We start from the raw sequence: 26,479 nt of genomic DNA on the forward strand, positions 1-26,479 counted from the left end.
GAAAGCAAAAACGACTCGCCCAATCCGGCACCGTAGGATGGGCAGCATGCAGCAAGAATTACCTGTCGTGCCCATCCGTGACGCCGAGATCCGGCTGGGGCAGTTCCTGAAACTCGCCAACCTCGTGGAGACCGGAGGGATGGCAAAGGACGTCCTCGCCGAAGGGGCAGTGTCGGTTAACGGCGCAGCTGAAACCCGCCGCGGCAAGGCCCTGCGAGACGGCGACCAGGTGACAATCACCGACCCCGAGACCGGCGCCACCGTCGGCGCAGAGGTCGGAGCGAATGGCCGCGGTGCTGCCGATAGCGAAAACCTGGCTGAAGAGGACGACCTTGGGGAGTTCTTCGATGAAGCCACCGCTGATGACGACTTCGACCCCGAAAAGTGGAGGAATCTCTAATGCCCGCTATGCAGGCGCAACCAGGCATGCCGCTGTGGCTGGACCTGGCAACCACCGATATTGATGCCGCGAAGCGCTTTTACGCCGAGCTCGTGGGCTGGGAATACCGTGAGCACGGCCAAGGCTATGCCGTCGCGACGAAGAATGGCATGCCCGTCGCCGGAATCGGGGCCATCCCGGAGGAGAAGATCTCCATGTGGGGGCTGGCGCTCTACACGCCGAACGTCACGGTCGCGCACAACGCTGCCGTCAACGCTGGTGCCCGTTCCGTCTTGGAGCCGCGGGTGCTCGGGGCTCCGGAAGGGGAGGGCACTGATGGCGAGACCGACCGCGGCGAGATGGCCGTGGTCATCGACCCCAGCGGGGCGGCCATCGGCCTGAAGAATCCTGCGGATGAGCACGCACTCTTCGCCGCGGGTGAGCCGGGCACGCCCGTGTGGCACGAGCTCATGGTCGGCCAGGGCTGGGACGAGACCCTGGAGTTCTACCACGAGCTCGCCGGCTGGGATATCCGCGTCGATAAGAACTCCGACGGCAGCCGCTACGCGCTCGGCGAGTTTGAGGGCGCAGCGCTCGTCGGCCTCTGGGATACCCAGGAGATGCAGCTGCCCTCCATGTGGACGCTCTACCTGGGGGTCGCGGACATCGACGCCGCGGTGGATACCGCCCGTGGGCTGGGCGCCCAGATCATCCGGGAGCCCTTCGACTCCGAGTTCGGCCGGGTCGCCACCATCACCGATCCCACGGGCGCGCTGCTGAACCTCACCGAGGTCGAGGAGTACGTCCCGGACGAGACCGAGGACTTCGAGCCCGACCTCTTCGCCGACCTCTAGGCCGCGTAGCTACCAGATGGTCACGCGCTGGTCCTCGGCCAGCCACATGCCATCGGCCTCGGTGACCTCCCAGGCCTGGTAGAACTCCGGGGTATTCGACGCGACCACGTTGCAGCGGAACTCCGCCGGCGAGTGCGGGTCGATGGAGATGTACTGCGCGGACATCTGCGGGCGGATGGCCGTCTGCCAGACCCGCGCCCACTGCAGGAAGACGTGCTGCAGCGCCTCCCGGTACTCCGCGCTGGGGCCCTCGGGCGTCTCAACCTCCACGCCCTGGTCGCTCAGGTAGCGGCGCAGCGCGACGATGGCGATGCCCAGGCCGCCGAGGTCACCGATATTCTCGCCCAGGGTGAAGGAGCCGTTGACCTTGTGCGCGGTCTCCCCGCGCTGCTTCAGTCCGGTCGGTACGAGACCTTCGAACTGCGCGACGAGCTTGTCCGTGAGCTGCGTGAACGCCGCACGGTCCTCCTCGCTCCACCAGGAATGCAGGTTGCCGTCGCCGTCGAACTTCGACCCCTGGTCGTCGAAACCGTGCCCGATCTCGTGGCCGATGACCGCGCCGATCGCACCGAAGTTGCTGGCGGCGTCGGCGTCCATGCTGAAGAACGGCGGGCGCAGGATCGCGGCGGGGAAGGTGATGTCATTCATCACGGGGTTGTAGAAAGCGTTGACGGTCTGCGGGGTGGCGAACCAGGTCGCAGGATCCGTGGGCTTGCCCAGCTTGTTGATCTCGTAGTCGTGATTGAATCGGCTGGCCGCCCGCACGTTATCCAGCAGCTCGGCCCCGCCGGCTGCGAACTCCAGCCCATCGAACTGCCGCCACTTCTCCGGGTAACCGATCTTCGCGCGGAACTTACCCAGCTTCACCAGTGCCTTCTCGCGGGTGGCGGGAGTCATCCACTCCAGGGTGGAGATGCGCTCGCGGTAGGCCTCGATGAGGTAGTCCACCAGCTCGAGCATCTTCTCCTTATATTCCGGCGGGAAATGCTCGGCGACGAACTTCTTGCCGACTTCCTCGCCGATCGCGCCCTCGACCAGACCCAGGCCGCGCTTCCAACGGGCACGCTGCTCCGTCGAACCGCTCAGGGTGCGGCCGTAGAACTCGAAACGCCGGTCGGTGAACTTCGCAGGCAGGTAAGGCGCACGGGAGTTCAGCACGCGCCAGGTCGCCCAGAGCTTCCAATCGTCCAGTGGCACGCTCCCGGCAAGCTTCGCGACGTGCTCAATGAAGCTCGGCTGGCTCACGATCACACGCTCGGCAGCCGCGCTACCAGCGGCAATGCCGGTGGCCTCGAACCACTCCGCGAAGGGGAAGCCTGTCGGCAGATCCGCCACCGCCATCGGGTTGTGGGTCTTATCCGCATCGCGGCTGGTCACGTTATCCCAGTGACCCTCGGCAAGCGTGGTTTCGAAGCGCAGGATTGCCTCGGCGGCCTCCGCGGCACCCTCACCCGCGTGGCTCCCCGGCAGAGCCCGCCCCTCAGCGAGGTACAGCTCCAGCATGTCCGTCACATACTCGCGGTAAGCAGCCAGCGTCTCCTGGTGCTGTTCCTGCCGGTAGTAGGCCTCGTCCGGCAGGCCCAGCCCGGATTGCACCAGGTAGGCGCGCTCGGCATCGCCCTCGGCGTCCTTGGCGACAAAGTAGCCCGCCACGCCACCGACGCCAGCGCGGTCCAGCTCACCCAGCTCGATGGCCAGCTCGCGAATGTCCGCGGCGGCGTTGATTCCGGCCAGGTCGGCGTCCAGCGGTGCGAGCCCGGCCGCCTCGATGCCCTCCTCGTCCATAAAGGAGGAGTACAGCGCCCCGATCTGGGAATCGGCGGGCTGTGTCTCGACGATGGCGCGGACGTCCTTCTCAGACTGGTCACGCAGCTGGTGGAAGGTGCCGTCGACGGCCCGGTCTGCGGGAATCTCGTGGCTGGCCAGCCACTGCCCGTTGACGTGGCGGTACAGGTCCTGAGCAGGCGAAATAGTCTCGCCCGCGGCGGCCTCGGTGATGTTATCCGGCAGTTCCGGCTGGCTGGATGTTGTCTTCTTTTCGCTCATGTTCCCCCACTGTAGTGCGCGCTGCAGACACGGCGTCGTCTTCTCTTTTTAGGACGTCACCCCGGTCGACGACCGTGCCGCCCGCCGGACCAGTGTTGGTGGACATGGGGTGTGTCTGGGGCGGGGGCTACGATGAAAAAATGGATCGGAGACAGTTGACGGCCCCGAGCGTGCCGTTCGGAAAGGCGCGACGAAACCGCTACGTCGCCGCGGTGGGAGCAGCGGCCGTGGTGGGGCTCGCGGGGCCGGTGGCGGTCAACGCCGCGCTCACGGCCGAGGCGCCGGCGCATTACGCGAACCCGGCGGAGGCCTTCGATGAAAACCTGATGAGTTTCGCCGACTGGCCCCTGGACTTCGGGGTGCTGCGCGATTGCGCGGCACCGATCACGGAGGACGCGATGGTCGCGCCGGAGTTTATTTGCCCCTCCGCCCAAGTCGAGGTTGTGAGCATGCTCTCGGTAAAGGACCAGGCGCTGGCGGTGGACCGGGCGATCCGGGCGATTAACTTCGCGGATCTGCAAGGCATGCGACCCGTCCGGTACACGGAGACCGCACTCGAGATCGCCCCGGAGCTGAAGGAGCGCACCGGGGTGACTGACGTCTGGGTGACCGACTACTACGAGGTAGCCGCCGCCAACGACGAGGGCGAGGACGTCGACCCGTTTTCCGATGCCGACCTCAGCCGAACGGTCGGGTTCTTCCGCGAGGATGAGGGCGGGGACGGCGAGGGCACGCTCGTCAGCCTGCAGGTCACGGCCCGGGGAGTGGATAGCACGAAGGCGATGGTCAACGAGCTGCTGAAGACCGCCGAGCTGCGACCTGAGGCTGCCACCGAGGCGTCCCCACAGCAGCGGGAGGGAGGCCGATGATGCTGCCGGAACAGCAACCCCGGGGGCGCAATAGCCCTGCCGAATCGACCCCACACAGGAGCTCCTTGCCATTGCCGGCCTCACAGGGACGCACCGAATCTACGGGTGAGCTGGGTCTAGCCTTCGGCATCGCGCCGGGCAGCGCCACGGGGCCGCGTATTCGGCGTGGCGGGGTTTATATCTGCTTCATTCTGCTGGCGGTGCTCTGCTCGGTCCTGGCTATCTTCGCGCTGTTGCTTGCGACGCCGTCGCCCCCAGGGTTGCCGCTGCTGGTCGTCCTCGGCATCTCCATTGCTCTGGTTGCCGTGGCCTGGTGGGGGCTTAGCCGCCTGCGCTGCTACCAGGGCACGCCTCGGCGCTTGGTGGCCATGGCCCTGTGGTGGGGTGCCAGTGTCAGCAGCGTGCTCGCGGTATTCACCGCCGCGGATGCGGCGAGCGAGATTCCGGAGAAGCTTGGCCTGCCCATCTTCTCGACGGCTTTCGGCGGGGCCTGGCCGGAGGAGATCACGAAGGCGCTGGGCATTTGGATGCTGCTATGGATTGCCCGAGATTGGTGGAACCGGCCGCACCATGGCCTGCTGGCCGGGGTGTTCGTGGGCCTCGGCATGGAGGTCTACGAGAACTCGCTCTACGCACTATTCCTTGGCGTGCTGCATCCTGCCTCGGATGTGACGGGGGCTGCTTCTGTGTACGGCATGCGGCTGCTTTTCGGCATCGGTCTGCACGCGGTATTCAGCGGGCTTGTTGGATACGGCATCGGACGGGCGCTGTGGGGGCCACGGGAACGGAGCCGAGCATGGCGTTGTGGGCAGGTTTTCGGGTGGGGTTTTGCCGGTTTTGCGTTGCATTTCTTGTGGAATATCAGCTGGCCGGACCCGGTGGCGCCGTTCGTATTGGCGGCCGTATGGGTCACCGGGGTTGCCGCCTTAGTCACGTGCTTCTACCGAGAAGAGAAGGGATTACGGCAGGTCGAGGGCACTTCCGACGACCCCTAGCTAGCGTCGAGCCCCTGGCCGGGGCGGCGACGGAATGCGCGAAAACATAGCCCAGCAATGGGGTGAATGTTAATTACAGTGGTGTAAGGTGCTTGGGATTACGTGCGATACGGATGTGAAAAGAGTGAAAGTTGGGTACTCTATTCCACATGCGTTCACTGCCTTGGCGCCGCACGCGCCGTACCTCGACCCCTGCACGCCTCACGGCAACTGCTCTTTTGGGCACGTCTGCCACCGTCGCCGCGCTGATGGCGAGCCACGTGATCCCGGTGCCTTCCTGGGCCATCCCGGGCATCGACGTCGCCTCCCACCAGCACCCGGGCGGCGCGGCCATCGATTGGAACACCGTCGCTGCCAGCGGCCAGAAGTTCGCCTTCGTGAAGGCCACTGAGGGCACCAGCTACACCAACCCCTACTACGCCTCGGACTCGGTGAAGGCCCAGCAGGCCGGCATCATTCCGGGCAGCTACCACTACGCTCGCCCAGGTTGGAATGATCCGCGCGCCGAGGCCCGGTTCTACGCCTCCGTGATCGCGACCGGCCCGCAGCCTTCCCTGCCCCCGGTTCTCGACCTCGAGGAAGATCAGGGCCTTAGCCCCCAGCAGCTGCAGCACTGGGTGCGTGAATGGATCGACGAGATCAAGATCCAGACCGGTCGCCAGCCGATCATCTACACCTACTACTCCTTCTGGAAGCAGAAGATGGCGAATACGACGGAGTTCTCCGAGTACCCGCTGTGGCTGGCCTACTACTCCAGCAGCCTGCCGAATGATATCCCGGGCGGCTGGGACAAGGTCACCTTCTGGCAGTACAGCGGCAACGGTTCCGTCGACGGCGTGATCACCGACGTCGACTTGAACGAGTACTACGGCGACGACTCCCAGCTCCAGGCACTGGCCGGAGACATGGGAGCTAACACTCCGGCCGGCGAGACCTCCAACCAGCTGGCACCGTCCCAGCCGATCGTCGAGAAGGAAGCTCAGATCGTCAACGAGATCGAGCACCAGACCGGCGTCAACATGCCGATCACCTCGGACTTCGTGGTTCAGCTGCTCGGCGTCGTCGGCGGCCGTGTGTCCCCGGAGACTTTCATCAACAGCGCACTGCCGCAGCTCACCGCTCCGGTCGCTGCAGCGATCTCCCAGCAGCTCGGCGTGCCGCAGGACCAGGTTGCGGAGAAGATCCAGCAGGGCCAGGAGCTCTTGCCTGCGCTCACCGCGCTGGCTGGCGCCCTGGGCGAGGCTCGCCAGAACGGTGGCGTGCCCACCGAGGCGATCCAACAGCTGCTCAACATGGCCGGCCAGTCGGGTGCCCTGGGCAGCGCCGGCAGCAGCTCCAGTGTTGACCTGGGCCAGCTGCTCCGCGTGATCCAGACGGTGGCAGGCACCCGGGACTGGGCAGGCCAGCTGCAGAACGGTCAGCTCAACGTCGACCCGAACGCGCTCCAGGGGCTCCTGCGCGCCCTGAGCTAAACACTGGACATACCCGCTCGCGCACGATAAAGCCCGCGGCTCCTCTCGAGGTACGAGGAGCCGCGGGCTTTGGCGTTGCCGCAGGCGGTTAGTGCTTGAGGCAGCTAGTACAGCCCACCCACGTGCGCTGCCAGCCTGCCGTTCTACCGGCAGGCCAGCCGCTAACTATTCATCGTTGTACTTCATCGGGCCGTTGTACCAGAAGCCCGAGCGGGTCTTCTCTTCGACGTCCACCTCAACCGGACGCGGCTTCTCGCCCGTGGCATCCGGGAAGGTACGCAGGCGGTCCAGCACGCCCCAGTCCCGCAGCCAGTCGTCCTTAAGGTAGGTCGGCAGCTCCGTGGCCTGTGTGCTCATCTGCACCAGCCCCACGGAACCGCCACCGGCGTAGTCCATCACCGGGGTGAGGATGCGGCGCGCGGAGTGATCCGGCGAGATGCGGAACTCCGGCACCTCAGCCACGCCAACGGTGTGGTCGAATGGCCGCTGGCACGGGAACTGGAAGGCCGTGGCCCAGTCCAGCAGTGCCGGAGCCTCGGAACCCACGTAGTCATTCAGCGGCTCCAGCTGCGGGGCGCGTGGCGGGGTCAGCGCCAGCCACTCGGATGGGGTGAGGTTGGTATCCACCGCGACGATGCGGATCTGATCCGCCTCCTCCGGGATCCAGTCCATCGGAATGCGCAGGTTACGCCACTGCGGGGCGGTGCCGATGTCCAGTGGCAGGTCCTCGCCCAGCGGCTCGAAGTCCTCCTGGCCCTTGCCAGTCGACTTGCCGTACTCAACCTTGACCAGCTGCCCGTACTGGAAGACATTGTCGGAATCGAAGTGACCAATGGTGCCCGCAGCGCTCAGCGTGATCAGGGGGTAGTCCTCACGGTTCTCCGGCAGGGAGTACCACTTGGTCGTCGTCGAGGCAGAGAACTGCGATCCCTCCTGGAAGGAGCCGACCACCGGCACGCGCTGGGGATCCAGCTCGAAAGGCAGGCGCGCATGCGAACCGTTCACGCCCGGCTTCGACAGCAGGCCACCGGCGGTGCCGGAATCCTGACCACCGTCCGCGGCCTCGGCGCCACCGCTGCGGTCACCGGAGGCCGCGGCGTCGTCGTTCCGGTCGTTGGACGCCGCGCCGGCGGTACCGTCCGTGCCCTCGTTGGTGGCCTGGGTGGCTTCTTCGTTCAGGCCCGTGCCGGTGCTCCGCTGATCGCCATCCAGCTTCATCGCGGTTTCCACGGAGTTCTGGCTCACGGCATCCTCGCCACGGCCATCCGGGTCGATGTGCGCCGGGATGCGGTTCGGTAGGAAGCCCGTGGAGTCCTCGGTGGTCAGGGAGTCGCCGATCGGGGAACCGTCGGCAACCTTCAGCAGCGAATCATTCGTATTCGTCTCCACAAGGACGTCCTCGGCCAGCTGGCAGGTGTGCCCGGCCAACGAGACGGCGTTGCCCTTGCCGATCGAATATGCCGGCCACTGCGAGATGAAGCCCTTGCCCATTGACGCGATCGAGAAGACCAGCGCCAGCATGGTCAGCGCGCCGATCGGTGCCGCGGTCACCATCGTGACGCGGTACTTACGCTTCCGTTTCTTCGTGTCCGTTGCCGCACGGTCAGCGTCGTCATTGTCGACGTCAGCAACCTCGCCTGCGGACTGGGCGCGCGCCTTCTGGGCGTCCGTGCGGTAGCCCAGCAGCACACCCCACAGCAGTGTGAGCAGGGCGATGGCCAGCATCACCGTGGAGGCCTCAATGCCGCCGACCTGGATCGTCTTATCCCACCACGGCACGCCGAAGCTGGAGACGTACCACCAGCCATTCGTGCCGGAGAGCGCCAGCGCGAAGAGCATGAACGTGGTGCCCAGGAAGAGCACGCGGTTGCGTGCGGAGCTCGCCGAGAAGTGCGAAGCGGCGACCGCCGCCAGCCCGATGAGTGCAGCGCCGATGCCCGCGTAGACGCCGAAGTGGTGCGTCCACTTTGTCGGCGTGAAGACCATGAAGAAGGCCGTGCCGAGGATGACCAGAATCAGGCGCACAGTCGGGCTCTTCGCCGCGCCCGGAACACGCCCATTGCGCAGGATAGACGCCACAACCACGCCGAGGCTGAAGATCATCATCAGCACGATGAAACGGCGCGCGAAGGAGCCGTCGGTGGACTGCTCCAGCAGGGAGGTATAGCGCACGTACTCCTGGTACCAGGACAGCGACGGGCCCCGGTCGGAGCGCACGGCGATGGCCTCACGCACGGTGCTGAACGTCTGGTCGCCGAACACGCCGACGAGGATCGCGGTACCCGCGGCGAGGAACGGTGCGATCTGCGCGAGCATCCCGCGGATCACCTTCCCGCGGCTCGCGCCCTTCTCCGCACCCAACCAGGGCAGACGACGCACCGCGATGCGGATCAGGGCGCTCAGGGAAACCAGCACCGCCGCCACGGCCATCAGGCCGGTCGGGCCAGCACCCAATGCCAGGGTGGCCAGCAACGTACCGAGCGCCGCCGGCAGCAGCCGGTGGGTAGCGATGGCACGCTCGAAGGAGACCCAGGTCAGCAGCGAGAAGACTGCGATGATCGGCTCCGGGCGGGTGCCGTTATTGAAGGCGATGAAGAACATCAGGAAGGCCACCGCGGTGGTCCAGTGCGCCACGGCGCGCTGATTGATCTTCACTCCCAGTCGCGGCAGCACCTCGCGGGAGAGCACCAGCCAGGTCACCGCGGAGGCCAGCAGAGCGGGAAGTCGCATCCACAGGGAGGTGGAGGAGACGTTGACCATCAGTGACAGCAGGTCGTAGAACGGCCAGCCGAAGGGGGACTCCGGTACGCCGAACCAGCGGTAGTAGTTGGCCATGTAGCCGGACTCGTGGCTGGCCCGGGCCATCGTCAGCAGGTAACCATCGTCGGCGGTATTCGCGCCGATGAAATACCAGATCAGCAGCACGGCGCCCACGAAGCCGTCCACCCAGCGCGGCTTCCACCAATCCTTCTGCATCAGGCGACCGGAGCCGGTGCGGCCGTCCAGCTTGTCGATCTGGTGCAGCGCCCACAGCGAGACGACCATCAAGGCCAGGCCGAGCCACATGACGATGTTCTTCAGCAGCGTCGGGGCGCTCGAGAAGCGCGAATCCACCTTGACGTCGGCCTTAAGTCCCGCGTCGGCAGCGGCCTTCGCGTTCTCTGGGGTGTTCTCGAACTCGGTGTAGATGCCGGTCAGCATGGGGCGAGTGTCCCGGTCGATATCGCCGGAGTACACCGCAGGGTCCAGCTCTTCGCCGTCGGTGGTGGTGCCGTCCACCCAGACCCGGGTGGCCTCGGCATCCGAGGTGATGCGCAGCAGTGCATCATCGGAGAGCTCCTTGAGGTCCTTCTCCTTGAGGGAGAGGGGCACCACGTTGCGGATGATGACGTCCAGTCCGGAGTCGGTGTTGCGGACGAAGAGCCCGCGCAGCGTCTCCTCCTTCGAGCCCTCCGGCACGGTGGATAGGACGTTGCTCTGGCCGTCGTTGAGCTTGTCGACCTCGGAAAGCGGGATGGAAAGGTCCAGGCTCTCCGGGGAGTAGCTGATCAGTGGTGCGGTGACGCTGCTCAGGTCCCCATTCTGCGGCCAGGAAAAGGAAGACTGCTGCTGGTTCACCGGCAAAAATGGGGTGGCGATGAAAAGCAAGAAGCCCAGCAAGCCGGACACGATCGCGAGGGTCGTGATCCGACTGCTGGCGCCACTCTTCGGGGCCGAGCTCGCCTGTGGCGGCGGCGCGGAGTTTACCGCGTTTCGGGGCCCTCGATCTGGCTGTTTATTATTCTGCTGCACCGTAGACACGGCTAATAACTGTACGTTACCGCCGGTCAAATGTGGACTAGTACGCGCGTGGCCTTAGTTACGCACCGCGACAGCGAAAGGCCCGATCTGCGTGACATCCCAGTGCTTCTGGAACGCGCTCGCCGGGAAGTGGACGGTGCGGAACCGGACGTTCGGCTGGTTCGGGTAGATGTCATCCGCGATGAGGTAGGAGAACTCCGCTTCCTCCATTGGGGTGGCGTCGCTTCCCGCCGGGCCGCCCTCCTCGGCCGGTACCTCGCCGCGGAGGACGAGGGCGTCCGGTGCGGTCCAGCCTTCTTCCTCCGCTGCCCGATCCATCGCGGCGATCAACTCATCGGGGTCGGTGATCTGGGTCCAGGACTCGATCTCCTCGTTGCGCCGCTCGAACTCCCCCAGCGGGTTGGCGTAGTGGGCGGTCATCGCCTGGTACGCGTGATAGGGGTAGAAGCTCATGAAGTGCTGCTCATCGGTGAGGATGGTCGATCCGGAGCGCTTGCCCAGTTTTTCGACGAGGTGCTCGTCAACCTGCGCGTAGTAGACGGTGGCGTCCGCAGGCATGCGATCGCCACGCCTGGCGTTGCCGTCGGCGTCCGTGTAGGCGGTATCGATCTTCTTCTCGTGGTTCATCGGAATATCGATCGCGTAGTAGAGAGTTCCGAATGCCAGGATTGCCGCAAACACACGCGTCACACCCCTCGACTTCGCGGGGTCCACGGTCGCCGGGTAGAACTTCGGCATTCCCACGCCCCGCAGATCGATGATCGCCAGGGCACCGGCTACGGCGAAGAGAAGCGCGATCGGCAGAGCCACGCGGAATCCCAGCAGGGTCGTGCCGAGCACCGGCATGGCCATGGAGGCAACCGCCCAACCGTAGGCGGTGAGGATGCCGACCAGAAGGGCGCGGGCGTCGTCCTGACGGTGGCGGGCGACCAGCCAGACCAGGCCGATCAGAGCGAGAACACCGAGGGCGGAAACATTGAAGAAGGGCATCATCAGCTCGGTGCCATCTTTGGGGAGGTAGTGCTGCGCCTTGCCGGTCGGGCCGTGAGGCTGGGTCAGCAGCGCATGCAGGTAGGGTAGCCAGCCGAGCAGGGCGATGAGGATCGAACCGATGCCCATGGCCAGCAGCTTCAGCAGTGGACGGATCCCCTTCTCTCGGATCGCAGCGGCGATGGCCATGACCACCACCGAGAGCGCAGACAGAGCGGTGAATAGCGTGTAGAGATTCGCCGAAAGCCCCAGGTAGACCATGACGCCAAACAGTGCCCAGCGGGAGCCCAGCAGCGCGTGGCGGGTCATCACCATCGCGGCCGGCATTCCCACCGCGACGATGGCGGCATAGGGTTCCTCCGGCGCCACGTGGAGGGTTGCCACCGCCGTGACCAGCGCGACCGTCGCGCCCGAGGCCAGTGAGCCGGTGAGGTGGCGCCACAGGGGAACGAGCATGGAAAAAGCCGCAGCCAGGGTCATCAAAGCCCACGGCTGGTACGCGGCCCAGCCCGCCAACCCGGTCATGCGGGCGAAGAGGCCGCCGGTGAAGAACCACAGGCCAGGGTAGAAGCTCGGCATGTCCGGGTAGGCCATGTCCACCCAGCCCGGGGTGTCCGTCAGGCGGGACAGGAACTGGGTTCGGAAAGCCTGGTCGACGCTCACGCCATCCAGGTACAGGCTGGTAGCGGCCAGTGGAATACCGATGCTGGTAATCACCAGGCCGGCCGGAGCCAGGTAGAGCAGCACGCCGAGAACGCGGCGTTGCCAGTTCGACCAGCTGGGTCGAGGGTGGAGCACGTAGTACACCGACACCGCGGCGAAGAGGATCACGAGTACGGAGCCGACGCTGCTCAGTGCCTTGAGCACGTAGCTGGTGTTATACGCCGGAAGGCTCGGCCTGGACATGATGAACCAGGCCACGACCGTCGCCACTGCCGCGACCGCGCCGGTGACCAGCATGTGCACGATTGTGCGCAGCGGGCTCAGGGCATCGGGCTGCGTTTCCGCAGTGCTGAATCCAGTGACGGATGCTTGGTTGTGCTCGACGGTCGTTCCGGTGTGCATGCGTATATCAAAACACATGCACACCGAAGGGCGGATTTAACCGCGCGGGCCGCGGAGCATGATGCCGCGGATACCGCTGTGGAAACCATCGCGCAGGCCGACGCGCTGGGCCTCTGTCAGGGTGTACTCGTGGAGGGTATCGCAGGCGAACTGCAGGAGGGGGCGGTCGATCTCCGGGGGAAGGCCGCCGCCGGAGAGCAGGTGGGCATTGTCCTTCTGGGCCTCGCTCGCGGCGTTATCGAACCACCAGACGGCGTACTGCTGGCCGATGTCGTAGGGGTTCTGCTCGCCCGCGGATGCCCAGACTTCGTTGGGGAGCGGGACGTAGCGGGAGCGCAGCTTGCGGTGGCGGGCCATCATGGACGGGTTCGGCTTCGGCTTCGGCGCTGCTTCCGGGGTGTCCTCGGTGGGCGTGGCTGGTTCCTGTGCCTGGGACTGTGCTGCCCCGCTCTGCTCAGCCGCGTTGTCCGGCGTCTTGTTGTCCGGCGCCGCGTCGTTCGGTGCCGCAGCACCCTGAGCTGCGACGGTGTTGGGGGTCGGTTGTGCCGTCGTTTCGGCGGCCGACTCGGACGTCGCTGGTTCGGCGGAGGCAGTAGGTGCCGGACCCGGCTTGGGTCCGGGCTTCGGCGCCGACTTTGGTGCAGCAGGGTGCGCCGCGGGGCTTGGGGCGGCCGACGGGGACTCTGCCTGCTCATCCGTCGTGGTGGTTGCCGCAGCAGCGTTGGTCTGTACAGTGCCTGCCGGTGCGTCCTCGGATCCTGCGGCCGTGGCCGAAGCCTGTTCGGGTGCTGCCGCGGAGGTCGGCTCCGTGGCGGTTTCGGCCGGCGCGTTGTCCCCGGCCGCGTTGTTGTTGCCCGCTTCTGCCGTGGGCTTGGCGGCCTGCTTGTTGTGCTCCATATCCGGAATGACGCTCGGTCCGGACTCTTCGGGCTCTTCCGCATCGCCGAGGGGCTTGAACTCCGGGCTGGGGCTGTCCTCGCCCTGCGTTTCCCCAGGGATTGGGGTGGTGCTGGCGTTGGCGGGCAGCGGCCCCTCCAGAATCTGCAGTCGCATCGTGTCCCGGAAATCCTCGCGAGGGTCGAGGATCGTGGTCGTATCGCAGGCAAAGCGCAGCTGGGAGGACATGGAGTCCCAGCCGAAGCCATAGAGGTGCACGCGAATGCCCGCATCCACGGCCTCTTCCACGCCGGGCAGCATGTCCGCGTCGCCGGAGACGAGGACGATATCCGAGACGTTGCCACGGACGGCGGCGAGCACCATATCCGCGACCAGGCGGGTGTCCACCGCCTTCTGCGTGCGGCGGTCTCCCCATTCAATGAGTTGGCCACTGCGTAGCTGCACCCCAGGTTCGCTGCGCAGGGAACGCTGGTAGCGGTGTGGTCCGGACTCCGGGATGCCGTCGTACCAAAATTGTCGGTGAATGGGCTGTTTGAGCTGGTCCTGGGCGATACGGCCCAAGGTACAGACGACCTCCGGAAGGTCGATTTCTAATTGCGCGCGGGCGCCGGTTTCCCAGGAGTTATAGAAGCTAGCTAGGAGATAAGAGGTATCGACGAAGATCTGTGTTCGTTCGAGCATGATGGGTCGGTTGTCCGTTTCTTTAGTTTCACAATTTTCAGTGCATTATCCATTGCGCACTGTACTTCTTGAGAGCCTGTGCGCGTGGCGCTTTCCCCTCTAGTGTGCATCAAAGAGTTGTTGTATGGTTGGTTACACAAGTAACTAACCGACTAGGTAGGGCGCGGTGCTGAACCGCAACCTGGTCGCACAGTGAACGCCAACCAAGCCCCATCGAGGGGATCGAACACGAATACAGGGAGGTGCCATGGAGGAAGCCACCACGCCGCTGTTTCAGCAAGTGGCTGAGCTCGTAGCGGATGCCATTGTGGACGGCTCCCTGCCAGAGGGGGAGCGGGCACCGTCGACGAACGAGCTCGCGGCCTTCCACGCAATCAACCCGGCCACCGCCCGCAAGGGCTTGAGCCTGCTGGTGGATGCCGGGGTGCTTCAGAAACAGCGAGGTATCGGCATGTTCGTTACTGAGGGCGCGCGGGAGAAGGTCATCGCGCAGCGCAAGGAGGCCTTCGCCGGCCGTTACCTGGTGCCGCTGGTCGACGAGGCCGCGAAGCTGGACATGACCGCCAGCGAGCTCCGCGAGCTGCTGGGCAGCGTCGCTGAAAGCCGGGGGCTCTATGACTGACCCCAACAACGCACCGAGGCCCGCACCCCGCGGGTTACTCCAGCCGCCCATGCAGAGCACCGGAGAGCAGGCAAAACACTGCCCTTCGAGCGGCAACCAGCCCAGAGCATCACGCTAGACCGCTAAGTCGACGCACCACGCGTCCCGCCACACAGGAAGGCACAACAATGAACCACCTGAAAGAAAGCGTTGGAACGGGCGTCCCGCAGGGGCCTGCGCCCAGCATCGAGCTATCGGGGCTGACGGTCAGCTTCGGCAAGAAAACCCACCCGGCCGTCGACGGCATCAGCCTGCAGATCCCGGGCGGTCAGGTCTACGGACTGATCGGACGGAATGGAGCGGGGAAGACCACCCTGCTACGGGCTATCGCGCAGCAGCTGAACAGCTCCGGCACGGTGACCCTGGACGGTCAGCCCATCCGCGATAACGAGTGGGCGCTGGAGCGCATCATTCTCGCCGGCCCTGACGCCACGTGGCCACAGGACCTCCCGGTGCGTAGCGTGCTGCGGGTCGCGGAACTTCGCTGGCCAACCTGGGATCAGGCCTTCGCGGAGGAGATGATCCAGGCCTTCCGCATCGATACCAGCAAGCGGTTGCGCGCGATGTCCCGCGGACAGCGTTCGGCGGTGAGCATCATCCTTGGCCTGGCAGCGCAGTGCCCGATCACCCTGCTGGACGAGCCCTATCTTGGCCTCGACGTGCAGAGTCGCGAGGCCTTCTACCAATTCCTCATGTCCGACCTGGAGCGCAATCCCCGCACGGTGATCCTCTCCACCCACCACCTCGGGGACGTCGCCCGACTGCTGGATCAGGTGATCATCATCGACGAGGGCAAGCTCCTGGAATCCGGCCCCCTCGAGACCGTCTCCGGCCGCATCCACCTGGTCTCCGGTCCCAGCCAGGCAGTGTCCGCCTTCCTCGAGCAGTGGTCTGCTTCCTTGCCCGTCGCCCCTTCTTCCTTCCTTATTAAGGACGTCACCAGCACCGGTTTGCGCAGGTTGACCCTCAGCTATGATCCCGAATCGCCGGAAGCCGTGGCGGCAGAGTCGGCAGCGCAACGCGCCGGTGTCCAGCTGAAGGCCGCGGACTTGGAGCAGGAGGTGCTCGCGCTCACCGGAGAGGTGGCCGGCGATGAGTAGTAAGACGAGTGATCGGCATGCCCAGCCATTGGACGGTGGGATGAAGGTGGCGGAAAGCAAGGGGGTAGCGGGCGAGGCTTCGGCCCAGGTCCAGCGAGTGAACACCCGAGTGATGGGCCAGGTCTTCCTCTTCGCGTCGTGGCGGAGCGTGCTGTGGAGGGTGCTCCTCGTAGTTCTCATGAGCTTCCTCGCGATCGTTGGCGAGGCGGAACACCGGCCAATGAACTTCTTTTATGCCATCTTCCTGGGCGGTGCTGTGGGAAGCGTGCACTTGGTATTCCAGCCGAAGGGCGAAGAACTGCGGGCGTTCGGGCTGACCACGGCGCAGATCCGCCGACTAGCGGCAGCTATGTGGGGGATGGCGCTGCCGGCCTCGGCGCTTTATCTCCTCATTGTCGTGGTGATTTCTCGGACCGCTAACGGCATGCTGACCTCGGGAAAGCTTCTGCTCTCCTGCCTTGTGGGCTATTTGCTTCTTCTCGCTTACGCCGTCTATCGGGGCTGGAGTTGGCAAGTGGACATCCGCAATGACGCGGTGGGCGAGCAGAACATCCTGGTCCGAGCGGAGAAGGCGAAAACGCGGAAGGTGGCGTCGAGCTCTGAAGGTGGAGCCGTTACCCCGGCAGGCTCGAATGCGGAGGACTTGAGCCGCGAAGAGCGGGCGGCTTTCGAAGCAGACACGGCACTCGACGCGGCGGTGATCCAACCACTGCGCCTGCTGGGGCGCACCCTGGCGAAATGGGAGTGCGGTATCGCCTTGGCTCTTGGCCTCGTGTTGGCATTCTGGCCCTGGGCGGCGGATACGATCGGCGCCTACCTAGGGACCGCACTTGTTGGCGCCCTCATCGGGAGCAGGTGGCTGCTCACTGCGTACGGGCTGCCAAAAAACTATGTTCAATGGTTGGCCTTTGGCGGAAGCCGCCGGACATGGCGGCGAGCAGCCCTGGAGGGGACGGTCAAAACCAGCTGGTCGGTGCCCCTGGCCCTCCTGTTGATCGGCTATCCCTCCTTGCTGAATAGCGGGAGCGCGCTCCGGGAGCAGTTCAGCGGAACAGAGATTCTGGCAGGCGCGCCGATGCTGGGCCTGATCGTGCTCTTCCTCATTCTGGGCACCACGTTGTTAACTGCACTCGCCACGCTGCGGTGGCCCAAGGCTGGTGCGGTAACGCTCGGGGGTTTCCTCGCCTATGGCATGGCAATGGTGACGGTGCTCTGCTTCCAGTTGTTCTTCACTGGGGACGTTGATCCGTTACCGAGAGCGGCCATCGGTGTCCTTATCTCTGCGTTCTATGCGGCGATAGCGGTGTGGGTCTTCTACGCCCGCATCATCAAGCAGGATGCTCGGAACGCCGGCCACATCCAGACTTTGGTTGAATAGCGCCCGCAGCAGGGGTTAAACCCCAGTTCAAAAACAACTCTGACCTGGGGTTTTGTGTTTGTTGTGGGGTGTGTGTAGATTATTGATCTGCAAGCGAGGCCGACAGGCCCGGTGCACACGGGGGAATCAAGATCCTTAAGAAGGGTTTTGCTTCTGTGTTTGCATCTGGTTCTTGGATGGTGTAGCTTAGCAATCCTGCAAGATCGCCGGTTATTACCGGGTGGTTGGATTTCCCTTTCGGTCTTGTTTCTTGTCACCGAGTGTGTGAACGCCAAGTGATCGTGAGTTTTTCTCCGGTTTGCTTCTGGTTCATGTGGGTGATAGGGTTGGAATCCGCCTCAACGTGAAGCTCCACAGTGTTGTGGTTGTGGATTGTTGTGTGCATATGTTGTTTGAGAACTCAATAGCGTGATGAACCAAGCAGATCAACGGTTCTGACACACAGTTTTTGTGTGGTTGGGATTTGTTTGATTTTTTATACATGACTTGGAACATGATGATGCAGTCTGCTCTGACGCGCCACCGTTGTTGGTGGTGGGGAGTGGTTGATACGTGGGTGTTGTTCATGCCACCGACTGTCGCTTGATGCACTGTTTAGTGTGTTTCGGGGGCTTTGCGAAAAAGTCCTTGATGCAGGTGTCTACACAATTGTTTGTTGTGTAGTGATGGTCGTTAAATTGTGGCATAACCAGCTCGACGCACTATTTTTTGTGGTGTGTGGTGATTGGTTGTGAATACGCCTGAAGCTGCGCCAAAACGTTGTGTTTGGTGTGGTTTTCGTGTCTACTTATCAAGGATTGTTGTCATTTGTTTCTGAGTGACGATGTTAATTTCTTGTCAGTAGTTCTTTTATTATTTTTGTTTAGCCAGTTGATGTTGGCTCTTCATTGTTTTGGGCCTCATGGCTTTTATGGAGAGTTTGATCCTGGCTCAGGACGAACGCTGGCGGCGTGCTTAACACATGCAAGTCGAACGGAAAGGCCCCTGCTTGCAGGGGTACTCGAGTGGCGAACGGGTGAGTAACACGTGGGTGATCTGCCCTTCACTTCGGGATAAGCCTGGGAAACTGGGTCTAATACCGGATAGGACCAATCTTTAGTGTGGTTGGTGGAAAGTTTTTTCGGTGGAGGATGAGCCCGCGGCCTATCAGCTTGTTGGTGGGGTAATGGCCTACCAAGGCGACGACGGGTAGCCGGCCTGAGAGGGTGGACGGCCACATTGGGACTGAGACACGGCCCAGACTCCTACGGGAGGCAGCAGTGGGGAATATTGCACAATGGGCGGAAGCCTGATGCAGCGACGCCGCGTGAGGGATGACGGCCTTCGGGTTGTAAACCTCTTTCGCTAGGGAAGAAGCCTTCGGGTGACGGTACCTGGATAAGAAGCACCGGCTAACTACGTGCCAGCAGCCGCGGTAATACGTAGGGTGCGAGCGTTGTCCGGAATTACTGGGCGTAAAGAGCTCGTAGGTGGTTTGTCGCGTCGTCTGTGAAATTCCGGGGCTTAACTCCGGGCGTGCAGGCGATACGGGCAAACTGGAGTGCTGTAGGGGAGACTGGAATTCCTGGTGTAGCGGTGGAATGCGCAGATATCAGGAGGAACACCGATGGCGAAGGCAGGTCTCTGGGCAGTTACTGACACTGAGGAGCGAAAGCATGGGTAGCGAACAGGATTAGATACCCTGGTAGTCCATGCCGTAAACGGTGGGCGCTAGGTGTGGGGATTTTTCACGATTTCCGTGCCGTAGCTAACGCATTAAGCGCCCCGCCTGGGGAGTACGGCCGCAAGGCTAAAACTCAAAGGAATTGACGGGGGCCCGCACAAGCGGCGGAGCATGTGGATTAATTCGATGCAACGCGAAGAACCTTACCTGGGCTTGACATACACCGGATCGCTGCAGAGATGTAGTTTCCCTTCGGGGCTGGTGTACAGGTGGTGCATGGTTGTCGTCAGCTCGTGTCGTGAGATGTTGGGTTAAGTCCCGTAACGAGCGCAACCCTTGTCTTGTGTTGCCAGCACGTTGTGGTGGGGACTCACAAGAGACTGCCGGGGTTAACTCGGAGGAAGGTGGGGATGACGTCAAATCATCATGCCCCTTATGTCCAGGGCTTCACACATGCTACAATGGTCGATACAGTGGGTTGCGATGCCGTGAGGTGGAGCTAATCCCTGAAAGTCGGCCTCAGTTCGGATTGGAGTCTGCAACTCGACTCCATGAAGTCGGAGTCGCTAGTAATCGCAGATCAGCAACGCTGCGGTGAATACGTTCCCGGGCCTTGTACACACCGCCCGTCGCGTCATGAAAGTTGGTAACACCCGAAGCCAGTGGCCTAAACTTGTTAGGGAGCTGTCGAAGGTGGGATCGGCGATTGGGACGAAGTCGTAACAAGGTAGCCGTACCGGAAGGTGCGGCTGGATCACCTCCTTTCTAAGGAGTTTTTGTTTATTTGTTTGTGGGTGAATCGTGGGCATTAGAAACCCTGTAGTGGGGGTTTGCTTGCGTGTCCGCCAGTGACCGTTTGTTGGTTGTTGGTGTGTGTTGTTGTGTTCACGAGTTGTGTGTGTTTGGTTTGTTGCGTTGTTGGGTGTCTGGAATGGCATGTGTTGTTGTTCCTGTTGGGATGCTGTCCTGTGTGACTGACCGTGGTGGTTGGTTGTGTGGGTGGTGTTCGTGTTGTTTGAGAACTGTATAGTGGACGCGAGTATCTAATTTCTTGTGATTTTGTTGTTCACCTGATGCGCACCGTTTGTGGTGTGTGTTTGTGTGTGTCTTAGTGTTTGATTTGTTACTTTTAAGGGCGCACGGTGGATGCCTTGGCACAATGAGCCGATGAAGGACGTGTAAGGCCACGATAGGCCTCGGGGAGTTGCCAATAGAGCGTTGATCCGAGGGTGTCCGAATGGGGAAACCTGGCCACGGTTATGTGTGGTCGCCCATCACTGAATGCATAGGTGGTGTGGTGGTAACGCGGGGAAGTGAAACATCTCAGTACCCGCAGGAGAAGAAAATAATAATGATTCTGCTAGTAGCGGCGAGCGAACGTGGATGATGGCTAAACCATATGCGTGTGATACCTGGCAGGGGTTGCGTGTATGGGGTTGTGGGATTTTGTTGTGGGCTGCTGCCATGGCCCGCGTGCGTGTTGTGTGTTAGCGGAAGTGGTTTGGAATGGCCTGCCGTAGACGGTGAGAGTCCGGTACGTGAAAGCATGCAATGTGTGCGTTGACATTTTTCCCGAGTAGCAGCGGGCTCGTGGAATCTGCTGTGAATCTGCCGGGACCACTCGGTAAGCCTGAATACTTGTTGTGACCGATAGTGTATTGAGTACCGTGAGGGAATGGTGAAAAGTACCCCGTGAGGGGAGTGAAATAGTACCTGAAACCGTGTGCTTACAATCCGTCAGAGCCCTTTTTGTGGGGTGATGGCGTGCCTTTTGCAGAATGAGCCTGCGAGTCAGCGGCATGTCGCGAGGTTAACCCTGGTGGGGTAGCCGTAGCGAAAGCGAATACTAACTAGTGTGATGTTTAGTGGCATGTCCTGGACCCGAAGCGGAGTGATCTACCCATGACCAGTGTGAAGCGATGGTAAGACGTCGTGGAGGCGCGAACCCACTTAGGTTGAAAACTGAGGGGATGAGTTGTGGGTAGGGGTGAAAGGCCAATCAAACTTCGTGATAGCTGGTTCTCCCCGAAATGCATTTAGGTGCAGCGTCGTGTGTTTCTTCATGGAGGTAGAGCTACTGGTTGGTTTAGCGGGACTACTATCTTAGCGACATCAGCCAAACTCCGAATACCGTGAAGTGAGAGCGCGGCAGTGAGACAGCGGGGGATAAGCTTCGTTGTCGAGAGGGAAACAGCCCAGATCGCCGGTTAAGGCCCCTAAGAGTGTACTAAGTGGAAAAGGATGTGGGATCGCATAGACAGCCAGGAGGTTGGCTTAGAAGCAGCCATCCTTGAAAGAGTGCGTAATAGCTCACTGGTCGAGTGGTTTTGCGCCGACAATGTAGTGGGGCTCAAGTACACCGCCGAAGCCGCGGAACTCAACATTGTGTGTTGGGTTGGTAGGGGAGCGTCGTGTGATCCGTTGAAGGTGCGGGGTAACCCAGTGCTGGAGGTTATGCGAGTGAGAATGCAGGCATGAGTAGCGAATGATGAGTGGGAAACTCATCCGCCGGATGACTAAGGGTTCCTGGGTCAAGTTAATCTTCCCAGGGTGAGTCGGGGCCTAAGGCGAGGCCGACAGGCGTAGTCGATGGTTAACGGGTTGATATTCCCGTACCCGTATGTGTGCGACCAATGGTGAAGCAGTGATACTAACCGCCCTGAACGATGCTTCATGCACTTTGTGTGTGTTGTGTTGGGATGCGTGGGACCTGATCTGTTGTAGTCAAGCGATGGGGTGACGCAGGAAGGTAGCCGAGCCACTGATTGGATTGTGGTGTAAGCGTGTGGCCCGCTGTATTGGTAAATCCGTACAGCTTTGTGGGTGAGGCGTGATGCGTACCCGTTTGTGGGGATGTTGGTGATCCTATGCTGTCGAGAAAAGCCTCTAGTGAGTGCATGTATGGCCCGTACCGTAAACCGACACAGGTGGTCAGGTAGAGAATACTAAGGCGATCGGGTGAACTGTGGTTAAGGAATTCGGCAAAATGCCCCCGTAACTTCGGGAGAAGGGGGGCCACTGCTGGTGAACGACGTGTTGAGCTGGTGGTGGTCGCAGAGAGTAGAGGGAAGCGACTGTTTACTAAAAACACAGGTCCGTGCGAAGACGGGTAAGTCGATGTATACGGACTGACGCCTGCCCGGTGCTGGAAGGTTAAGAGGACCCGTTAGCAACATTTTTTGTTGCGAAGCGGAGAATTTAAGCCCCAGTAAACGGCGGTGGTAACTATAACCATCCTAAGGTAGCGAAATTCCTTGTCGGGTAAGTTCCGACCTGCACGAATGGCGTAACGACTTCTCTGCTGTCTCAACCACAGGCCCGGCGAAATTGCAGTACGAGTAAAGATGCTCGTTACGCGCGGCAGGACGAAAAGACCCCGGGACCTTCACTATAGCTTGGTATTGGTGTTCGGTTCGGTTTGTGTAGGATAGGTGGGAGACTGTGAAGCGCTCACGCTAGTGGGTGTGGAGTCGTTGTTGAAATACCACTCTGATCGTATTGAATATCTTAACCTCGGCCCATGATCTGGGTTAGGGACAGTGCCTGGTGGGTAGTTTAACTGGGGCGGTTGCCTCCTAAAGTGTAACGGAGGCGCCCAAAGGTTCCCTCAGCCTGGTTGGTAATCAGGTGTTGAGTGTAAGTGCACAAGGGAGCTTGACTGTGAGACTGACAGGTCGAGCAGGGACGAAAGTCGGGACTAGTGATCCGGCACCTACTTGTGGAAGTGGTGTCGCTCAACGGATAAAAGGTACCCCGGGGATAACAGGCTGATCTTCCCCAAGAGTCCATATCGACGGGATGGTTTGGCACCTCGATGTCGGCTCGTCGCATCCTGGGGCTGGAGTCGGTCCCAAGGGTTGGGCTGTTCGCCCATTAAAGCGGCACGCGAGCTGGGTTTAGAACGTCGTGAGACAGTTCGGTCTCTATCCGCCGCGCGCGTTGAAACTTGAGAAAGGCTGACCCTAGTACGAGAGGACCGGGTTGGACATACCTCTGGTGCGCCAGTTGTCACGCCCGTGGCATGGCTGGTTGGCTACGTATGGGAGGGATAACCGCTGAAAGCATCTAAGCGGGAAGCCTGTTTCGAGATGAGGTTTCTTTTGAGGTTCCCTAGAGATGATGGGGTTGATAGGCCAGATCTGGAAGCACTGTGAGGTGTGGAGGTGACTGGTACTAATTGGCCGAAGTGTAACAAACCACACAACCCGGTTGGTTGTGTGAAGCACACACGTAATAGGTGAATGTTGTCATGAGTGTGGTATTCGCGTCTGTTATGCAGTGTCTGGAATGACACGGCACACCACACGCCTGTTGTGTGGTGTTTGGGTGTGTGTTGTTCTGTTGTGTTTGTCGGTGGTTTTTGCGGTGGGGTCACGCCCGGTCCCTTTCCGAACCCGGAAGCTAAGCCTACCTGCGCTGATGGTACTGCACCTGGGAGGGTGTGGGAGAGTAAGACGCCGCCGGCATTAAACTTTCATAGTGGTGGTGCGACGTGTTGTTGGTTGTTCCCGTTTATTAGCGGGTGATGATCGACAGTACGTCGCACCACCACTTTTTTTATTTCCCTATAGCCCCCAAACCAACGGGGGCTTTTGGTGTCTCAACCCTATATACCCGAACCGGAGTGAATTCGAAGAAGCTGGACGGCGCACAAAATGAACGAAATCGCCAAGGACCCACGGCGCTGGTTCCTCCTCGCCACCGTCGGCATGGGAGTGTTCCTTGTCTGCTTGGATAACACCGTCCTCTACACCGCCCTTCCCACGATCGTGGCGGAATTGGACGCCACCGCTCCGCAGATGCTGTGGATTATCAACGCCTATCCCATTGTCATCTGCGGGCTACTCCTGGGCACAGGCACCCTCGGTGACAAAGTCGGCCACCGGCGCCTATTCATCATCGGCCTCATCATCTTTGGCCTCGCGTCCCTGCTCGGCGGTTATAGCACCAATGTCGCTACCCTTATCACCGCTCGGGGTCTTCTCGCTATCGGCGCGGCCACGATGATGCCCGCCACCCTGGCCCTCATTAGGCATACCTTTGAAGAGCCAGCCGAGATGAACCTCGCGATCGGCATCTGGTCAGCTCTCGCCACCCTTGCTGCCGCATTCGGTCCTGTGGTCGGCGGGCTCCTCCTCGAATACTTCCGGTGGGGCTCCGTCTTCCTCATGAACGTCCCCATCGTTCTCGCCGCGCTGATCGCGCTCCCTTTCGTCTCGAAGCGTGACGAACCCAACCCACATCAGGCCTGGGATTTCCGTTCCGTTCTGCAGGCAATGCTCCTGCTGGTCTCCTTTGTGCTCTTCATCAAGCAGCTCGCGCACCGGCCCGTCGACTGGATGGTCGTCGCCATCGCAATTGTGGTGTCGGTGACCTTCGGCTTTCGCTTCGCCAAGCGTCAGGGAAGGTTGCAGGAGCCGCTCCTGGACTTCGCTATCTTCCGCTCGCCACCATTTCTGTCCGGCGTGTTCGGTGCAGGCCTAGCGATGTTTGCGGTCGCCGGCTTCGACTTCCTCACGACCCAGCGCCTCCAGCTGATTGATGGCTTTAGCCCGCTGCACGCAGGCGTATACGTCACCATCGTTGCCGTTGGCTCCCTGATCAGCTCGCTCATTGCGAGCCGACTGTTCACCGTCCACGGCGCCCGCCCGTTCATCGCAGGGGGCATGGCAGTGGGCGCCTTCGGTGCACTCATCGTTGCCTTTGGCTCCAACGCTCACTCCAACGCTGTGATCCTCACAGGACTGGCGATCCTCGGCATCGGCCTCGGTGCCGCCATGGCCGTGTCATCGATCGCGATGATTGGTGGGGCGCCACCGAACCGAGCAGGTATGGCCTCCTCCATCGAAGAGGTCTCCTACGAGCTCGGTGCGCTGATGTCCGTCGCCATCCTCGGCAGCGCGATTACCCTCGTGTACTCCATTTTTTACGACGCCAACGCTCCCGCGCTCGCAGGCGCCCACGGATCTGCCGGGCACGAGCCGAATGTGAGCCTCCAGGACGCCGTCCAGTTCGCCGCCGGTCTTCCCGACGGATCCGTGAAAGCAACGGTTCTCCAGCATGCCCAGGACTCTTATCTCAGTGCATACACTTTGACATCTGTGCTCGTGCTGCTCGTCTTGGCCGCAGGCGCGCTGTACACCAACCGACTGCTGCGCCGCCGCGAGCCCGGGGAATCGGAGAAGGTCTAGAAGCGGCGCCCACAAAGCGTGGCCTGCGGACGGTAGCCCTCCACAGGCGATTGCAGTCCCAGGACGCGTGGGGACAGCGATCGGCTAGTAGGTCGAGAATTCGCGCAACTCACCCGTTAGTGGATCATGGAAGCGCAACCTCTGGGCCGTGAGCTCCATTGGACGGCCGAAATCCTCCTCACCCGCGAAGGGCGGGCTCGGCAACGCCGCGGTTGGGTCGCGCAGTGCTTCGTCCGAAAGCTCCTCGTAGAGAGGATCATTGAGGATAGGCAGCCCCAGAGTTCGCAGGGCGACGCGCAGCTGGTGGGTCTTGCCCGTCTCCGGCACCAGTTCCCAGACCAGCACCCGCCGCTCCCTTGGGGTGGGACCCCCGGCAATAGCCAGAGCCCGGCGCTCTGAACGCACACCCACCACCTTGGTCAGCGCATTCGGTGGTGCCAGGAACATATCGTGGCTAGGGGAAGCAGCTGCCGCACCGGAATCTGTCGGGGCGGTCGCATCGATTGCCGGAGCCTCCGGCTCGACAAGATAGGTCGCCAAGCGGCCCCGCTCCTTCACCATGTGGTGGCGCAGCAGCCACGGCTGCTCCGGCGTCGGCGCGGGCCACTCCTGCCATCCCCGGAAGCGTGGGATCGGCGGGAAGGGCGCCTCATCGGCGGGCAGAGTCACAGCCTCGTAGGTCTTCTCCGGGACCCGCTCATCGAAGAGCCGCTGGTACGGGCCCCGAACCTCAGGCCGCACCGTAAACATCAACACGCCCCGGGTCAACCGGTCCAGCCGGTGGGCCGGGCTCAGCTCGGGGATTCCGAACTGGCGACGAGCTCGCACCAGTGCGGTCTCCACGATGTGCTGGCCTCGCGGCAAGGTCGCCATGAAAGGCGGTTTATCAACCACCAGCAGGTTGGCGTCCTGAAAGAGAAGGCGCAACTGGCCAGGAACCGGGCGCTCGGGGGCGGGACGGCGGTAGAAGTTGATGTAACGGCCGGGACGGATGACGTCGCTGGGGGAGAGGGGGCGACCAGCATCGTCGACGACCTCCCCGGCGGCAAAGCGTTCCAGCAGGGCGGCCTCGTCGTCCTCAGGGTGGCGGTGGCGCTGGGCGGAGATCAGCTCCCGGAGGAAGTTGAGGGCGGTCGTTGGCTCCGCTGTATGTGGCAAGGCCACCCGGGAGGGATTGAGGCCATCCTTAATTGTGAGAGGAACCATTTGGGTGCTAAAACTTTCTTTATGGATCTCAACGTTATTATGAACTCGCTCGCCAGCTTCTTCGCCACCGATTTCGGCCGTGTGGTCAAGGGCTTCCTGCAGGTGATCTGGGAGCTGATCTCCCCATCCAACGCTCCGGGTGCCCACGACGTCCCACTGCCGGAACCTAAGAAGCCTTAAAACAACAGACCCCTCCAAAAAAGGGGTCTTTTTCGTCTAATCCCTCCGGTT

General features: G+C 62.1%; 15 protein-coding genes and 3 rRNA genes. 13 read left to right on the forward strand and 5 right to left on the reverse strand.

Annotated features, from left to right (window positions below):
• Nucleotides 1-46 precede the first annotated feature (46 nt).
• Together CU_RS00500 and CU_RS00505 are read left to right on the forward strand one after the other, a co-directional pair.
• Nucleotides 47-400 (forward strand): RNA-binding S4 domain-containing protein, encoded by a 354-nt coding sequence (locus tag CU_RS00500; protein WP_012359364.1) that lies wholly within the window; start codon nucleotides 47-49, stop codon nucleotides 398-400.
• The gene (locus CU_RS00505) at nucleotides 400-1,233 is read left to right on the forward strand and encodes a VOC family protein (protein WP_012359365.1); all 834 of its coding nucleotides are present in this window, start codon (nucleotides 400-402) and stop codon (nucleotides 1,231-1,233) included. Before CU_RS00500 ends, CU_RS00505 begins: the two co-directional genes overlap by 1 nt.
• 9 nt (nucleotides 1,234-1,242) lie before the next feature.
• On the opposite strand, the gene CU_RS00510 is transcribed toward CU_RS00505, so the two are convergent.
• Nucleotides 1,243-3,279 (reverse strand): M13 family metallopeptidase, encoded by a 2,037-nt coding sequence (locus tag CU_RS00510; RefSeq protein ID WP_012359366.1) that lies wholly within the window; start codon nucleotides 3,277-3,279, stop codon nucleotides 1,243-1,245.
• A 140-nt stretch (nucleotides 3,280-3,419) separates the two neighbouring features.
• Between CU_RS00510 and CU_RS00515 the strand changes: the two genes are divergently transcribed.
• From CU_RS00515 to CU_RS00525, 3 genes are all read left to right on the forward strand, one after another.
• Nucleotides 3,420-4,148, forward strand: a complete 729-nt coding sequence (locus tag CU_RS00515) for a hypothetical protein (RefSeq protein ID WP_231837694.1) — start codon at nucleotides 3,420-3,422, stop codon at nucleotides 4,146-4,148.
• On the forward strand, nucleotides 4,148-5,143 hold the full coding sequence (locus CU_RS00520) for a PrsW family intramembrane metalloprotease (protein ID WP_407919464.1): 996 nt from the start codon (nucleotides 4,148-4,150) through the stop codon (nucleotides 5,141-5,143). Before CU_RS00515 ends, CU_RS00520 begins: the two co-directional genes overlap by 1 nt.
• A gap of 149 nt (nucleotides 5,144-5,292) precedes the next feature.
• Nucleotides 5,293-6,615, forward strand: a complete 1,323-nt coding sequence (locus CU_RS00525; protein WP_012359369.1) for a glycoside hydrolase family 25 protein — start codon at nucleotides 5,293-5,295, stop codon at nucleotides 6,613-6,615.
• A gap of 165 nt (nucleotides 6,616-6,780) precedes the next feature.
• Here the strand turns inward: CU_RS00525 and CU_RS00530 are convergent, their stop codons facing one another.
• From CU_RS00530 to CU_RS00540, 3 genes are read right to left on the reverse strand one after another with little or no spacing between them, the layout of a single operon-like run.
• Nucleotides 6,781-10,416 (reverse strand): arabinosyltransferase domain-containing protein, encoded by a 3,636-nt coding sequence (locus tag CU_RS00530; protein WP_012359370.1) that lies wholly within the window; start codon nucleotides 10,414-10,416, stop codon nucleotides 6,781-6,783.
• 54 nt (nucleotides 10,417-10,470) lie between these two features.
• The gene (locus CU_RS00535; RefSeq protein ID WP_231837697.1) at nucleotides 10,471-12,471 is read right to left on the reverse strand and encodes a galactan 5-O-arabinofuranosyltransferase; all 2,001 of its coding nucleotides are present in this window, start codon (nucleotides 12,469-12,471) and stop codon (nucleotides 10,471-10,473) included.
• Nucleotides 12,472-12,507: 36 nt separating this feature from the next.
• Nucleotides 12,508-14,049, reverse strand: coding sequence for an NYN domain-containing protein (locus tag CU_RS00540; protein WP_012359372.1), 1,542 nt, complete (start codon nucleotides 14,047-14,049; stop codon nucleotides 12,508-12,510).
• 247 nt (nucleotides 14,050-14,296) lie between these two features.
• Between CU_RS00540 and CU_RS00545 the strand changes: the two genes are divergently transcribed.
• The 7 genes from CU_RS00545 (at nucleotide 14,297) to CU_RS00575 (ending at nucleotide 25,042) form a co-directional block, all read left to right on the forward strand.
• Entirely contained in the window at nucleotides 14,297-14,671 is a 375-nt protein-coding gene (locus CU_RS00545; protein WP_012359373.1) for a GntR family transcriptional regulator, read from the forward strand.
• Between the two features lie 167 nt (nucleotides 14,672-14,838).
• Nucleotides 14,839-15,810 (forward strand): ABC transporter ATP-binding protein, encoded by a 972-nt coding sequence (locus CU_RS00550; protein WP_012359374.1) that lies wholly within the window; start codon nucleotides 14,839-14,841, stop codon nucleotides 15,808-15,810.
• Entirely contained in the window at nucleotides 15,803-17,188 is a 1,386-nt protein-coding gene (locus tag CU_RS00555) for a hypothetical protein (RefSeq protein ID WP_012359375.1), read from the forward strand. The genes CU_RS00550 and CU_RS00555 overlap by 8 nt, the downstream gene beginning before the upstream one ends.
• 907 nt (nucleotides 17,189-18,095) lie before the next feature.
• A 16S ribosomal RNA gene (locus tag CU_RS00560) occupies nucleotides 18,096-19,616 on the forward strand.
• Between the two features lie 354 nt (nucleotides 19,617-19,970).
• Nucleotides 19,971-23,049 (forward strand): 23S ribosomal RNA (locus CU_RS00565).
• 151 nt (nucleotides 23,050-23,200) lie between these two features.
• Nucleotides 23,201-23,317, forward strand: a 5S ribosomal RNA gene (rrf, locus tag CU_RS00570).
• Together the 16S, 23S and 5S rRNA genes form the textbook arrangement of a ribosomal RNA operon.
• Before the next feature lie 189 nt (nucleotides 23,318-23,506).
• Nucleotides 23,507-25,042: an MFS transporter gene (locus CU_RS00575; protein WP_012359376.1), complete on the forward strand. Its 1,536-nt coding sequence runs from the start codon at nucleotides 23,507-23,509 to the stop codon at nucleotides 25,040-25,042.
• A gap of 84 nt (nucleotides 25,043-25,126) precedes the next feature.
• Here the strand turns inward: CU_RS00575 and CU_RS00580 are convergent, their stop codons facing one another.
• Nucleotides 25,127-26,248, reverse strand: coding sequence for a pseudouridine synthase (locus CU_RS00580; RefSeq protein ID WP_231837698.1), 1,122 nt, complete (start codon nucleotides 26,246-26,248; stop codon nucleotides 25,127-25,129).
• A gap of 21 nt (nucleotides 26,249-26,269) precedes the next feature.
• Here CU_RS00580 and CU_RS10855 point away from each other — a divergent pair, with 21 nt between their 5' ends.
• Nucleotides 26,270-26,428, forward strand: coding sequence for a hypothetical protein (locus tag CU_RS10855; protein WP_231837699.1), 159 nt, complete (start codon nucleotides 26,270-26,272; stop codon nucleotides 26,426-26,428).
• Nucleotides 26,429-26,479 lie beyond the last annotated feature (51 nt).

It is taken from the genome of Corynebacterium urealyticum DSM 7109, from assembly GCF_000069945.1.
Taxonomy (GTDB): domain Bacteria; phylum Actinomycetota; class Actinomycetes; order Mycobacteriales; family Mycobacteriaceae; genus Corynebacterium; species Corynebacterium urealyticum.